The following is a 13,697-nucleotide window of genomic DNA, read 5'->3' as shown; positions in this document are numbered from 1 at the left end:
ACAACCGCCAGACCCAAGCCTGGTTCGAGTGCGTGGCGTGCGGCTATGAGAATAACGCCGATCGCGGCAGCGGGCCGGAGGCCTTTCGCGGCAGCAGGCCGGAGGCCTTTCTGGTCGGTGCCATCAACATCCTTGCTCGCGGGATACACCTGTTGCGAGACGAAGGGCAGGACACGACCGACGCTGCGGTCGGGATGCGGGTGGGTGAACCACCCGTGTCAGCCCGGATGGCCTGTGGATCGAACCGCACGGGCGGTCGGAAGCAGGAACCCGCCGAGACGACTGCGCAAGGAGCTATCCGTGCGTAGCGTGGTAGGAATCTCCGGCCTTCAGGCCGGGGAGGATGTCAAAAGACCTCAGCTGCCCAACACTGTGCAGCTGACAAAAAATACAGTTCTCTTGGGAGAGGAGCCGAGGGTGGTGGCGTTGGCGGCGCGGAGCGCTTGGGAGCGGATCCACCGGTTGGGAAAGGGGCGGCAAATGCTAACGTCAGAGTAGGGATCTTTCTGCTGGGCAAGGGATCCCGTTACCCTGGTTTTTGGCTTTTTCCCCAAGATCTGGATGTTGAGAGCTGGAATTGTCGGCCTGCCCAACGTAGGCAAATCTACCTTGTTCAACGCCCTCTGTGAAAATGCCAAAGCCGAGGCGGCCAACTTTCCCTTCTGCACCATTGAGCCGAATGTGGGGCGGGTGGCGGTGCCCGACGAGCGCTTGCAGGTGCTGGCCAAGATCAGCGGTTCTGCCGAGATCATCCCCAGCCAAATCGAGTTTGTGGATATTGCCGGGCTGGTGGCTGGAGCCAGCAAGGGGGAGGGTCTGGGCAACCAGTTTCTCTCCCACATTCGCCAGGTGGACGCCGTGGTGCACGTGGTGCGCTGCTTCCAAGACGAGAACATTGTGCATGTGGCGGGTTCGGTGGATCCCTTGCGGGATATCGGGGTGATCAACTTGGAGCTAGCCTTGGCGGATTTGGCCCAGATCGAGCGGCGCATGGAGCGGGTGCGCAAGCAGGCCAAGTCCGACAAAACCGCCCAACTGGAGTTGCAGGCTCTGGAACAATTACAGGCTGCCTTGGACGAGGGCAAGCCGGCTCGCCTGGTACCCCTCAGCCCAGAAGAAGAGCAGTTGATCAAAGGGTTGGGGCTGCTCACCCGCAAAAAAGTCATCTACGCCGCCAATGTGGCGGAAACGGATCTGGCCAGCGGCAATGCCTGGGTGGAGCAGGTGCGGCAATTTGCCGAGGCGGAAGGGGCAGGTGTGGTGGTGGTCTCAGCCCAGGTGGAGGCGGAACTGGTGGAGCTACCCCCCGACGAGCGACAGGCCTATCTGGATTCGTTGGGGGTGAAAGAAGGCGGGCTGAAATCCCTAATCCGGGCCACCTACGAGCTGTTGGGCTTGCGCACCTACTTTACCTCTGGCCCCAAAGAAACCCGCGCTTGGACGATCCCCGTCGGAGCTACAGCTCCTCAGGCAGCCGGGGTGATCCACTCCGATTTTGAGCGGGGCTTCATCCGGGCCGAGACGGTGGCCTATGCCGATCTGGTGGCGGCGGGATCCCTGAATGCCGCCAAAGAAAAGGGCCTGCTGCGCAGCGAAGGCAAAGACTACGTCGTCCAGGAAGGGGACGTGATGCACTTCCGCTTCAATGTCTAGTTCCCTATCCTCCTGCATCTCTCAGGCAAGCTGGGTTTTCTCAGAAACTGAAGACTTACTCCCTGTCTTTAGGCAAAAAGACTTAACCCGCCCTGGACAAGGGATCCCAGCGCAGCTCCGGCTGGGTCTGAGAGGGGGCCTTTTCCTAAGAAAACGGTTGACGCTGTAACGAAACATCACAATAATTGGACTAGATAAACAAATGTTTTAGGGATGTATTGATGGATCTGCTGCAATACGGCCCGATGGCCTGGGTTTACATGGCGATCTTTGCCTCTATCATTTGGTGTATTTGGGGTCGTTCGGAAGACGACATCATGTTCTAGCCAGAGCGGGAGAGCTTCCTCTGTCGGCGGGGGCCATTCCTTGCGCTTGAGCCGGCAGGGGCAGCCTTTCACCAATCGTGGCTCTGTAAGGACGTTGTAAAAAATTTTGTAGAATCCTGTTGGGCTTGCGCCAGCCTTGGGATTGACGGCAATACCATCCTAGGCAGTGGGAGACTTTTCCCCCTGCTTTTGCAACACGGCAGCCTGCAGCGGTTATGGGTGTTACCAGCTTGATCTCCCGACGTCCTCTGCCTGGGGCAGAACAGACGCCAGAGGGCTACCGTCTTTCTTGGCGGGGCGTTGGGGTGATGGGGGTGCTAAACGTTACCCCCGACAGCTTCAGCGATGGCGGCCAGTGGGGATCTGCAGAAGCGGCTGTGCAGGCAGCCAAAGCCATGGCAGCGGCAGGGGCCTTGATCGTGGATATTGGCGGCGAGTCCACCCGTCCGGGAGCGGAGCCGGTATCGGTGGAGGTGGAATGCGACCGAGTCTTGCCCGTGATCCGGGCCCTGGAAGGATCCGGGATCCCCATCAGCGTCGATACGCGCAGAACGGAGGTGGCGGCTGCGGCTTTGGCTGCCGGGGCGCACATCATCAACGATGTCAGCGGGCTGCGGGATCCCCAAATGATACAGGTCTGTGCCGAGGCGGGGGTGCCGGCGGTGATCATGCACATGCGGGGAGAGCCGCGCACCATGCAGCAGCAGACCGACTATGCTGACCTGGAGGGGGAGGTTTTCGGTTTCCTCAGGGAACAGGCGGAGCGGGCTCTGGCGGCGGGCGTGCCCAGCGTTGTTTTGGATCCGGGCTTAGGCTTTGCCAAAACTGCCGAGCAGAATGTAGTCCTGCTTAAAGCCCTACCGCGGCTGGTGGCCTACGGCTACCCGGTCTTGGTGGGGGCCTCCCGCAAAAGTTTTGTGGGTAAGCTTTCCGGCATTGCCGTACCTAATCAGCGAGACAGCGCCAGCGTGGCCGTCCACCTGTTTGCAGCCAGCCGGGGGGCTGCCCTGGTACGGGTTCACAACGTGCCGGCTCATGTTTCCGCCCTTGCCACTTGGGAAGCTCTGCACCATGACGCAGGGTAGGCTGGTGCTGCAGGGCCTCGTCTTTCATGCCTATCACGGCCACTGCCCGGAGGAAGCGGTTTTGGGTGGGCGTTTTGTGGTGGACGTGGAGATGCGGCTTTCCCTAGCCGAGATCCAAGATGACCTCTCGCGCACGGTGGACTACGCCCAGGTGTACGAGAGGGTGCGGCAGGAGGTGACCGGCCAACGCTACCGCTTGGTCGAGACCTTGGCAGACCAGATTGCAGAGCGGCTGTGGCAGAGCTATCCCCAACTGGAGGCCCTAACTGTGCGGGTTCACAAGCCCCATGCTCCCCTGCCGGGGCTGTTCGAGGATGTTTACGTCGAGGTCGACCGCCGGCGAGCCGTAAGCAGGGCGGAAGCCTCATGAATCGTGACCTGGCCTATGTTGCCCTGGGAAGCAACCTGGGGGATCCGCTGCAGCAGTTGCGCTTGGCTGTGCAGAAGTTGCGCCGGTTGGGAGAGGTGGTGGCCTGTTCCAGTCTCTACCGCAGCCCAGCCCAAGGGGGGCCACCCGGACAGCCTGACTACCTTAACGCAGTGGTGGCGTTGGATCCCTTTCCCCCCTACCGGTCTCCCCTGGAGTTGCTCGGGGCGCTGCTGGCCATCGAGCAGGAGGCAGGACGGGTGCGGCGCATCCGCTGGGAGGCCAGAACCCTGGATTTGGATCTGCTGGCCATGGGCAGCCGCATCCTGAACAGCCCTGAGCTGACGTTGCCCCACCCCCGCATGATGGAACGTGCTTTTGTCTTAGCTCCCTTGGGGGAGATCGCTCCCGACTGGCGTCACCCTGAGACCGGTGTGGGGGTCAAAGAGGCACTCATCAGTTTGGATCAGTCCTGGCTGGAGCGCACAACCCTCGGCTGGGAGTAAGAAAGAGTTTGGTAAGCTGGTTAGGGATTTCGGCAAAAGGGATCCCATGGACAGCCTCCAACTCTGGCAGCGCTACTGCGATTGGCTTTACTACCATCCCGGCCTGGAGATTTTCGTCGATATCAGCCGCATCCGTTTCACTCCCCCTCAGGTGGAAGCGCTACGGCCTCGCTTTGCCCAGGCTTTTGCCGATATGCAGGCTTTGGAGGCAGGAGCCATTGCCAACCCCGACGAAGGCCGCCAGGTGGGCCACTATTGGCTGCGGGCGCCCGAGCTGGCTCCCACCCCTGAAATCCGGCAGGCCATTCAGGATTCCATTGAGCGAGTGGAAACCTTTGCCGAAAAGATCCATCGCGGAACCATCCCGGCCAGCGGGGGGGGACGGTTCACCGAGCTGCTCTGCATCGGCATTGGCGGCTCAGCTCTGGGGCCGCAATTTGTGGCGGAGGCCCTGGCTCCGCTGCACCCCCCCCTGAACATCCACTTCATCGACAACACGGATCCCGACGGGTTTGACCGGGTGCTGGGGCGGCTGGCAGACCAACTGGGGCAAACCCTGGTGATCACCACCTCCAAATCCGGCGGCACCCCAGAGCCCCGCAATGGCTTGGTGGAGGTGAAGCTGGCCTACCAAAAAGCCGGGATCCCTTTTTCTGCCCATGCGGTGGCCATCACCGGCCCCGGCAGCCAATTGGAGCAGCAGGCGCGGCAGGAGGGGTGGTTGGAGGTCTTCCCCATCTTCGACTGGGTGGGGGGGCGCACCTCCGAAACGTCCCCGGTGGGCCTGTTGCCGGCAGCGTTGCAGGGCATTGATATCCGGGCTTTGCTGGCCGGGGCAGCCACCATGGATGAGGCCACCCGCCTGCCCCACCTGGAGCGCAATCCCGCCGCTCTGCTGGCCATGGCCTGGTACATCGTCGGTCAAGGGCAAGGGCGCAAGGACATGGTGGTTTTGCCCTACAAGGATCGCCTGCTGCTGTTTAGCCGTTACTTACAACAGTTGGTGATGGAATCCCTGGGCAAATCCCATGATCTAAACGGCAACCGTGTGGAGCAGGGCATCGCCGTTTACGGCAACAAGGGCACCACCGACCAACATGCCTACGTCCAGCAGTTGCGGGATGGCTTGAACAACTTCTTTGTCACCTTCATCGAGGTGCTTCAGGATCGGGAGCCTGGGATCCCTTCCCCCTTCGTGGAGCCGCAGGTGACCAGTGGCGACTACCTGAACGGCCTGCTGCAGGGCACCCGCCAGGCTCTCTACGAAAACGGTCGCGACTCCATTACCGTGACGCTGCCACGGGTAGATGCCCGCTCGGTGGGGGCCTTGATTGCCCTCTACGAACGAGCCGTGGGCCTCTACGCCTCCCTAATCCAGATCAACGCTTACCATCAACCGGGGGTGGAAGCAGGCAAGAAAGCCGCCAGCGCTGTCTTGGAGCTGCAACGGCGATTGCTAGAGACGGTGCAGGAGCAGCAGGGATCCCTGACTTTGCCCCAACTGGCAGAGAAACTGGGCTGCCCGGAGCGCATAGAAACCCTGTACTGGATTGTGCGGCACCTACACGCCAATGGCCGCGGAGTCCTGTTGACAGGGGATCCCGCCCGCCCCCTGGAGCTGAGCATCCAGCCCCAGCCCGCTTGATCCTCTGATTTCCTGGATTGGGTGTGGAGCGCAGGCTTGAGTTGGCCAATCTGTACCTGGCCTTAAGCCCTTCCCAGCCAGCCGGCCCGCCTGCCTAGAATCGAGCAAGAGTCCACTCCAGGAGGAGACTATGGATCAATCTGCTGCCGTCCTGCCCCTACAAACCCCGAAAGATGTCTCCATCGAAGATATTGAGCAGGAGCTGAACAAGATCTGGTCTTCCAAAGGAGAGAGCGTTGCCGCCCGCGCTGCCACCTTTACCCTGGTGGTGTACGAATCTCTGGACGATGCGCTGTTGCTACCTTCTCCCACCGTCGAGGCCATCGCCACCCAAAACCCCTGTCGCGTCATTGACCTGCGCGCCAAACGAGAGGGATCCCCAGACGATGCCATCGAGGCCCAGGTGGCCGCCTACTGTCCGGTGACCCGCGAGCAGCGCAGCTCGTTGGTCTGTTGCGAATACATCACCCTGAAAGCGCCCGAATCGGCCTTTGTGCGGGCCTGCAGCACCGTTGCCTCGCTGCTGATCCCCAACTTGCCCACCTTTTTGTGGTGGCAAGGGGATCTGGATTTGAACAGCTTGCTGTTTCAAAAATTGGTGGCTCTGAGCAACCGGGTCATCGTCGATTCACGGGGCTTTGTCAATCCAGAAGAAGATCTGCAGGAAATCCACCTCTTGGTGGGTGAGGGGCGCCACTGTGGGGATCTCAACTGGCGGCGGCTGCTGCCTTGGCAGGAACTCACCGCCCAAGCCTTTGACCCTCCCGACCGGCGGGAGTCCCTCTACCTCGTAGATCGCGTGAACCTCGACTACAAAGCCGGCAATCCCTGCCAGGCGTTCCTTTTCCTGGGCTGGCTGGCCGGTCGCCTGGGATGGACTCCCACAGAGCGGGTTCAGGCTCAGGAGCACGATTACCAGATCGACCGTATCCGCTTGCAAACCCAAAGGGGCGGCGAGGTGATGGCAGAACTGGCGGCTGTGCCCTTGGCCTCGGAAATCAGCCAGCCGGGGGATCTCATCGGGCTGCGCCTCACCTCCAGCAACCAAGAAGCCGACGCCTGTACTGTGCTGTGCTCCGAAATCACAGGGTGTATGCGCATGGAAGCCATGGGGGGTGCTCAGAGATGTGTGGTTCGCCAGGTGGCTCCCCTGGAGCAGGATTCCCTCGACACCCTGCTGGCTGCCGAGTTGCAGCGGCTTGGCCCCGACTACCTCTACGAAGAAACCCTAGGGGTGGTGGATCAGATGCTGAAGCTGGGCAAAAGCTGAGATCTGCTTCTGGTTTAAGTGACATACTCCCGCACTCATACTGATGCAAAGCGCTCCGCGCCGCTAAAGCGAGAGAGTGCGGGCTTCAAGGACTCCGTCCCGCTGACGCGAACAGTGACTCCGGTTAGCGCTCCGCGCTGCTAGCGCGAAAAGGACGGGATGCCCCACCACCCTGTACTTGATGTTTATAGCGGCAGTGTATAAAACCCCGCTACTTTTTATGTTTATGGCACCAGTCAAGGACAAAACATCATGTCCCCGCCTTTCATCCCGACTCTCACCCTGGATAGTGGCTAGCCACTAGTCACTAGTCACTAGCCCCTAATAGAGGGCGGGGCTTCCCGGCGGTGTAGCTAACGGGGTGCAGGGGCAATCAGTCCTGCACTCTACCCGCAGGGTAAGCACCGGGATACAGGGATCCCCGCCATACCTCTGAGCGAAATCTGTTGAGCGAAATCTGTAGTAAAACCTACTTATGCTGGCGGTAACCTACAAGTACCGGATTGATCCAGATGCCTCTTGCTCTTGTCCGGTGGACAGGGGTTCCTGGGTGCAGGAGTCCATCCTGCCTGCCGATGCACCGTTCCCTGTGGATTAGACTTGTTTTGCAAGCTGGCAGTAGCCAGGGAGGCTGGGGAAGGGGAACCACCTGTCCAGTCGTTTTGTCGGGGGTTGTAGACCCAGGCAAGTGGCGTGGGGCAGGAATGCCCAACTGCGAGGTAAGGACTCCGTCCTGCTGACGGGAAGGGTAGCCCGCGCCCTGTCCACAGGACGAGCGCCGGGAGGATGTTATAGTAGCTACAGAGGGGTCGGCTAGCTGCGCAAGGTCACCGGAAATTGTGTTGCCAACTGCGCCCTCACCTGGTTTTGCAGAGCTTCTACCTCCGCATCCGTGAGGGTGCGATCGGGAGCGCGGTACACTAGGCGGAAGGCAAGGCTGCGCTGCCCTGCAGGTACTCCTTGGCCCCGGTACTCGTCGAAAAGCTGCACCGATTGGAGAAGTTCTCCGCCCGCTCGACGGATAACCTTCTCGATCTCACCAACGGCAAGGTCGAGTGGCGCAAAGAAGGCGATATCCCGATCGGCAGCAGGAAAGGGCGAAAAGGGGACAAATTGCACAATGCCCCGTCTCTCCAGGCTTTCCAGCAAGGGATCCAACTGCAGCTCAAACCCATAGACCTGATCTGGCAGCCCCTTTTCCTGACAGAGGCGGGGGTGCAGTTGCCCGAACAAACCGATGCGGGATCCCTCAATCCACAAACTGGCCTGGCGACCGGGGTGAAGCAGGGACGATTGCTCTTCAGGGGGATCCAGACGAAACTCCGGGCCAAATCCCAGCCGCTCCAGAGCGGAGACCAGCAGCCCCTTGGCCTCGAACCAGTCCATGGGTCGGTTGCGGTGCTGCCAATCGTGGGGATTGGGATCCCCGCCCAAGATACCGCCGATATGCTCAGCTTCCCGGTAAGGGTGGGGGTTGGGGGGAAGGGCATGGGCAAAAACACGACCGATTTCAAAGGCTTGGAGCGGGCCGTTGCCTTGATCCCAGTTGAAGCGGAAGGCCTCCACCAGGCCGGGAAGTAGCGCATTGCGCACGGCTGAATATTCAGGCGAAAGTGGATTGGCAATCCTCACCAAAGATCCATCCTCCTCCGCTGGGCAGAGGGAGATGTGATATACCTCTGTCAGGCCAATGCCGCGCAGCACTTCTCGGATCTGGCGGGTGAACGTTTCCCGCGCCGAAAGGGATCCCACCTGCGGCTCGGTGGGTAGGGTTTCCGAGAAGCGGTCATAGCCGTAGAGACGGGCAAACTCCTCGATGAGGTCGATCTCCCGCTCAATGTCCCGCAGGCGATAGGGGGGAACGACGACCTGCCAAACGCAGCTGGCCACGGTTGCCGTCTCGGTAGCGGGGGAGAGGGCACTCTGGGAATTGGCCCCTTCGCAACGGGAGAGCTGAAAGCCCAAGGCAGATAGGATCTCCTCCACATCCGCCGCCTGCACCTCGTCCCCCAACACATCGATCAGCCGCGACAGCCGCAATTTCAGGGTGCGTTCCAGGGGGGGCCGCTGGTCAAAGGTGGTGAGGCCGGCCACTGCTCCCCCTGCCAGTTCCAGGATCAACTGCACCGCCCGATCCCGGGCCTGATCGAGGGTGGCAAAGTTAACCCCTCGCTCATAGCGGGTGGAAGCCTCGGTGCGCAGACCTTGAGACCGGGCCGAGCGCCGCGTCACCGCTGGATCGAATAGGGCTGCTTCCAAGAAAATGCGGGTGGTGGTCGAGCCGACCTCGGTTTCTTCCCCTCCCATGACCCCGGCCAGAGCTACCGGTTGGCTGCCGGCCACAATGAGATGACTGTCGGCTTGCAAGGTGCGGGTTTGGCCGTCCAAGGTCTTTAAGGTTTCTCCCGGCTGGGCCAAGCGCACCTCGATGGTGGGTTTTTTCTTGCCCATGACCTGGAGCAGGCGATCCCAGTCAAAGGCGTGCAAAGGCTGGCCCCATTCCAGCAGGATCAGATTGGTAATATCCACTACGTTGTTGATGGAGCGCATGCCGGCGGCGGCCAGTCGGTGTTTTAGCCAGTCGGGGGAAGGGCCGACTTTCACCCCTTCGATCAACACGCCACTGTAGGCGGGGCAGGCTTTGGCGTCGGCAATGCGCAACTGAAAGTTGGGGATGGGCTTGGCCTGAAGAGGCTGGACGGGGGGCAGGCGCAGCGGGTTGCGGGTGAGGGCAGCCACTTCGCGGGCGATCCCCACCATGCTCAGGGCATCGGCCCGGTTGGCGGTGGAAGTGAGATCCAGCACCACATCGTCCAAGCCCAAAAGAGGACGCACATCAGAGCCAAGCGGATGGGCCTCCAGATCCAAGTCGGGCGGGAATTCGTGGATCCCTTCGGAAGATTTCTCCAGCCCCAGCTCGGCCAGAGAGCAGATCATGCCCTCCGAGATCACCCCCCGCTTGTCGGCTTTGGCAATGGTGAGGGAGAGGGCGGGCAAATGGGTGCCGGGTGTAGCCACTGCTACCAGGATCCCAGGGCGGGCGTTGGCAGCTCCACAGACAATGGTGGCAGGCCGATCGGATCCCAAATCCACCTGGCAAACCTGCAGCTTGTCGGCGTTGGGGTGAGGCTCGGCAGCCAGGATCCTGCCCAAAACCACCCCATCTGCCCAGGTGCGGCGGTCTTCGATCTCTTCCACTTCAAACCCCGCCAGGGTGAGGGCCTCCCCCAGTTCTTCGGGTGAAAGTTGGAAATCCACCAGTTCTCGCAGCCACTTCAAGGAGATGCGCATCGCTGAGCCATCGGTGCAAACGCCGCACCCATTATCGCTCACCTGGCCCTCTTCTCCAGCCGGGATCCCGGCCCAAGATCGTGGGATGGCATAGACCCAGTTCTGGCCGGAACCGGTGGGACAGGGTGGGATGCTAAAACGGTGAAGGCGACGGCTAAGGTCAGATCCAGCGGATGGCAAGGTGAGGAAAGATGAAGGAAGACTGGGCAAAACGGTTGCGCAACGGGCTGGTTGCCGCGGCAGCTGTGCTCTTAGCGGTGGGTTTGTTTTTGGCCAGCCAGGGTCGTCAGGCGGGCAGCAACCTAGAGGCTCTAGCCCAAGAGGCCATACCTTGGGAGCAAGCTCAGGCCAATGGCAAACCTTCTTTGGTGGAGTTTTATGCCGATTGGTGCAGCACCTGTCGTGCCATGGCACCCCTCCTGGCCAGCCTGAAACAGGAATTTGCCGATCAAGTCAACTTTGTCATGCTCAATGTGGATAATCCCAAGTGGCTGCCGGAGCTGAGCCGCTACCGGGTGAACGGCATCCCTCATTTTCTGTTTTTGGATCGGCAGGGAGAAGTGCTGGGATCGGCGATTGGCGAACAGCCGCCGTCGATTCTGCGGGCCAATGTGTTGGCTCTGGCAACTGGACAGCCCCTGCAGTTGACCAACATCGGGCCGGTGTCTGAGCTGGAGCGGGGCAGGCGCGCCCTCCCCAGTCAGCCGGATCCCCGCAGTCATGGTTAGGAGTTTGGTCCAGGGTTTTGTTGTCTTGGACACAGGCGGAAAGGTCTGGCCTCGGTTTGATATTGGATAACTTCTATCCATTCTCGTAGCTCACAAGAACAGGCCATGGCTGTCGAGACAACACCGATTTTGCCGGATCCGCAACGGTTGATCCCGAGCGAGCGCCTCAGACAACTGAATGTCCGCTCCAATTCAGCCGGGCTCCGGCAGCTTTTGGGACATTTGGCGGTGATGGCGGTGAGTGGCAGCCTGTGGGTGACCCAGAAAGGTGTCAATGGCTGGATTGCCCTGCCGGCGCTGGTGGTTTACGGGGCCAGTTTGGCGACGATGTTTGCTGCTTTGCACGAATGTGTACACCGCACCGCTTTTGCCAGCCCAAAACTGAATGACGGGGTGGCCTGGGTGGCGGGCTTGCTCTCATTTTACAACAGCACTTTTTATCGCCGATACCACAAATGGCACCACCGCTATACCCAGATTCCGGGCAAGGATCCGGAGCTGGAGGATCCCAAACCCCAGAGCTGGCCGGAGTATTTGCTCGAGCTGAGCGGCTTGACTTGGTGGATCGGCAAGGTGAAGACCTACATCCGCATAGCCAGCGGCCAGTTGCAAGGCTATCCCTACATTCCTGAATCGGCCCGCCAAGAGGTCATTCGTTCGGTGCGGTTGCAGCTAGGGATCTACGGCCTTGGGAGCTTGCTCTCCCTTCTGCTGGGGGATCCCTGGATAGTGTGGCTGTGGCTGTTGCCTTTGGCGGTAGGGCAGCCGATCTTGCGCTTCATTTTGCTGGCAGAGCACACAGGCTGTAGCCAAACCGAGGATCCCTTCTCCAATACCCGTACCACCCTTACCCTTTGGCCAATCCGCTTTTTGATGTGGAATATGCCTTACCATGCTGAGCATCACCTTTACCCCTCCATTCCATTTCATGCTTTGGCCGATGCCCATCAATACCTCAAGCCCCATCTGGCTCATCTAGGGCAGGGGTATGTGCGGGTTCATCGTCAGGTGATTGAACAATTTCAGGCATGACTCACTACACCTGGAGCCTGAACGATTTTCAGCTACAGTGCGGGATCCAACTGCCCCAAATCACGCTCGCCTACGCCACCTACGGGACTCTTTCCCCCCGAAAAGACAACCTGATCCTCTACCCCACCTCCTATGGGGCTCAGCATCCCGACCTGGAGTGGCTGATCCGTCCCGACGGCATCCTCAACCCGCAGCGGTGGTTTATCCTCATTCCCAATATGCTGGGCAATGGCCTTTCCACTTCCCCCAGCAACGATCCAGCCTGTGGCTTGCGGGAAGATGGCTTCTGGTTTAGCCACTGGGACAATGTGCGCCTGCAGGAGAGCCTGATTCGCCAACACTTTGGGATCGAACGCATCCGCCTGATCTACGGCTGGTCGATGGGGGCTCAGCAAGCCTATCACTGGGGATCCCTGTTTCCTGAGCGGGTGGAACGGATCGTAGCCCTCTGTGGCACCGCCAAGACCACAGTTCACAATCGGGTTTTTCTGGAGAGTTTGCGCTCAGCCCTAACTGCCGATCCCGCCTGGAACGGTCGTCGATTTACGGGTGTCCCAGAGCGGGGTCTGCGAGCTTTTGCCCACATCTACGCCAGTTGGGCTGTTTCCCAACCTTTTTTCAACCAAAAATGCTATGAATCCTTGGGGTATGCCTCTCTCGAAGATTATCTAGAGCGAGGCTGGGAGGCCAATTACCGCCGCCGGGATCCCCAGAATCTGCTATCGATGATCGAAACTTGGATCCGCTGCGATATCAGCGACAACCCCATTCACCGGGGAGATTATCGGGCTGCTTTGAGGGCAATTCAGGCCCAAACATTGGTGATGCCCGCCCAGACGGATTTGTATTTCACCCCAGAAGATTGTCGGGCTGAGGCAGAATGGATCCCGAACGCGGTTTACAAGATCATCCCCTCCATTTGGGGGCACCGGGCCGGTAATCCTCATCAAAACCCCGAGGATGAAGCTTTTATTCGCACAGCCGTGCAGGAGTTCCTGGAGAGCTGAGGGCACCTACACAGATTGCAGGCGCAGGTGTTGCACCAGAGCCTGTAGCCCCAACAGGTAGCTTTGCGCCCCAAAACCACTGATTTGCCCAACCGCTACGGCGGCGATGTAGGAGTGCTGGCGGAAGGGCTCGCGGCGATGGATGTTGCTTAGGTGGACTTCCACAGTGGGCAATCCTACGGCTGCAATGGCATCTCGGAGAGCAATGCTGGTGTGGGTATAGGCCCCAGGGTTGATCAGAATGCCGACATGCTGCTGGCGGGCACGGTGAATGGCATCGATGAGCACCCCCTCATGGTTGGACTGGAGAATCTCCAGCTTCGCCCCTAGCATTTCTGCCTGCCGATGCAGAGCCTGATCGATCTGCTCTAGGGATACTGAGCCGTAGATGCCCACCTCTCGCACCCCCAGCAGGTTGAGGTTGGGGCCATGCAGTACCAAGAGGCTGAGAGGCTCGCCGCCGGGGGCAATGGCAGTCGGATTAACGACGACGATGGGATCCATCTTCTACCGGAATGGGAGCAGGTTGAGGCTGGGGGTTCCCCAGCAGGGTGTCGATCACACGTTCCACCCATTCCCGGATCTTTTCCAGCACCTTTTCTACCCAATCCATCCGATCTGCCTCGCGAGGTTTTACGAAGGGAGTTTATTCGACGGACTTCTATGATAGCGCTTCTTTCCGAGGGGTGTAGAGGTAAACTACCCGGCTCCGACCGCTAAGCGGTACGGAGCGGGCTTTCAGTAGCCCTGAGCCTGCTCTGCTCTACCAGAGAACAAAACAAGCCCG

Annotated in this window: 12 protein-coding genes and 1 pseudogene; 10 read left to right on the top strand and 3 right to left on the bottom strand. The window is 60.1% G+C overall.

The genetic code is table 11. From position 1 onward, the window contains the following. From ACVWZJ_RS13545 to ACVWZJ_RS13515, 7 genes and pseudogenes are all read left to right on the top strand, one after another. Positions 1–308, top strand: a pseudogene (locus ACVWZJ_RS13545) (RNA-guided endonuclease InsQ/TnpB family protein); the annotation flags it as partial. A 253-nt stretch (positions 309–561) separates the two neighbouring features. After that, positions 562–1,653, top strand: coding sequence for a redox-regulated ATPase YchF (gene ychF, locus ACVWZJ_RS13540; protein WP_414355831.1), 1,092 nt, complete (start codon positions 562–564; stop codon positions 1,651–1,653). Between the two features lie 541 nt (positions 1,654–2,194). Beyond that, entirely contained in the window at positions 2,195–3,064 is an 870-nt protein-coding gene (folP, locus tag ACVWZJ_RS13535) for a dihydropteroate synthase (protein WP_457396379.1), read from the top strand. After that, a complete protein-coding gene (gene folB, locus ACVWZJ_RS13530) occupies positions 3,051–3,434 on the top strand; it encodes a dihydroneopterin aldolase (RefSeq protein WP_414355833.1) in 384 nt (127 codons plus the stop codon). The genes folP and folB overlap by 14 nt, the downstream gene beginning before the upstream one ends. Then, on the top strand, positions 3,431–3,937 hold the full coding sequence (gene folK / locus ACVWZJ_RS13525; protein WP_414355834.1) for a 2-amino-4-hydroxy-6-hydroxymethyldihydropteridine diphosphokinase: 507 nt from the start codon (positions 3,431–3,433) through the stop codon (positions 3,935–3,937). The genes folB and folK overlap by 4 nt, the downstream gene beginning before the upstream one ends. A 46-nt stretch (positions 3,938–3,983) precedes the next feature. Continuing rightward, positions 3,984–5,582, top strand: a complete 1,599-nt coding sequence (locus ACVWZJ_RS13520; protein ID WP_011434454.1) for a glucose-6-phosphate isomerase — start codon at positions 3,984–3,986, stop codon at positions 5,580–5,582. A gap of 130 nt (positions 5,583–5,712) precedes the next feature. After that, on the top strand, positions 5,713–6,852 hold the full coding sequence (locus ACVWZJ_RS13515) for a glucose-6-phosphate dehydrogenase assembly protein OpcA (RefSeq protein ID WP_011434453.1): 1,140 nt from the start codon (positions 5,713–5,715) through the stop codon (positions 6,850–6,852). 813 nt (positions 6,853–7,665) lie between these two features. Here the strand turns inward: ACVWZJ_RS13515 and pheT are convergent. Further along, positions 7,666–10,143 carry a phenylalanine--tRNA ligase subunit beta gene (gene pheT, locus ACVWZJ_RS13510; protein ID WP_011434452.1) on the bottom strand — a complete coding sequence of 826 codons (2,478 nt, stop codon included), beginning with the start codon at positions 10,141–10,143 and terminating at the stop codon, positions 7,666–7,668. Positions 10,144–10,334: 191 nt separating this feature from the next. On the opposite strand from pheT, the gene ACVWZJ_RS13505 reads away from it, so the two are divergent. From ACVWZJ_RS13505 to ACVWZJ_RS13495, 3 genes are all read left to right on the top strand, one after another. Further along, on the top strand, positions 10,335–10,871 hold the full coding sequence (locus ACVWZJ_RS13505; RefSeq protein WP_011434451.1) for a thioredoxin family protein: 537 nt from the start codon (positions 10,335–10,337) through the stop codon (positions 10,869–10,871). A 105-nt stretch (positions 10,872–10,976) separates the two neighbouring features. Then, on the top strand, positions 10,977–11,903 hold the full coding sequence (locus ACVWZJ_RS13500; protein WP_011434450.1) for a fatty acid desaturase family protein: 927 nt from the start codon (positions 10,977–10,979) through the stop codon (positions 11,901–11,903). Further along, positions 11,900–12,910 carry an alpha/beta fold hydrolase gene (locus ACVWZJ_RS13495; protein ID WP_011434449.1) on the top strand — a complete coding sequence of 337 codons (1,011 nt, stop codon included), beginning with the start codon at positions 11,900–11,902 and terminating at the stop codon, positions 12,908–12,910. Before ACVWZJ_RS13500 ends, ACVWZJ_RS13495 begins: the two co-directional genes overlap by 4 nt. A 6-nt stretch (positions 12,911–12,916) precedes the next feature. Here the strand turns inward: ACVWZJ_RS13495 and aroQ are convergent, their stop codons facing one another. Together aroQ and ACVWZJ_RS13485 are read right to left on the bottom strand one after the other, a co-directional pair. After that, the gene (gene aroQ / locus ACVWZJ_RS13490; protein WP_049749607.1) at positions 12,917–13,414 is read right to left on the bottom strand and encodes a type II 3-dehydroquinate dehydratase; all 498 of its coding nucleotides are present in this window, start codon (positions 13,412–13,414) and stop codon (positions 12,917–12,919) included. Continuing rightward, entirely contained in the window at positions 13,392–13,523 is a 132-nt protein-coding gene (locus tag ACVWZJ_RS13485; RefSeq protein WP_011434447.1) for a hypothetical protein, read from the bottom strand. Before ACVWZJ_RS13485 ends, aroQ begins: the two co-directional genes overlap by 23 nt. Positions 13,524–13,697: the final 174 nt, after the last annotated feature.

The organism is Thermostichus sp. OS-CIW-29 (genome assembly GCF_054058195.1).
The sequence above is the reverse complement of the archived record's forward strand: the minus strand, read 5'-3'. Positions and strand labels throughout refer to the sequence as shown.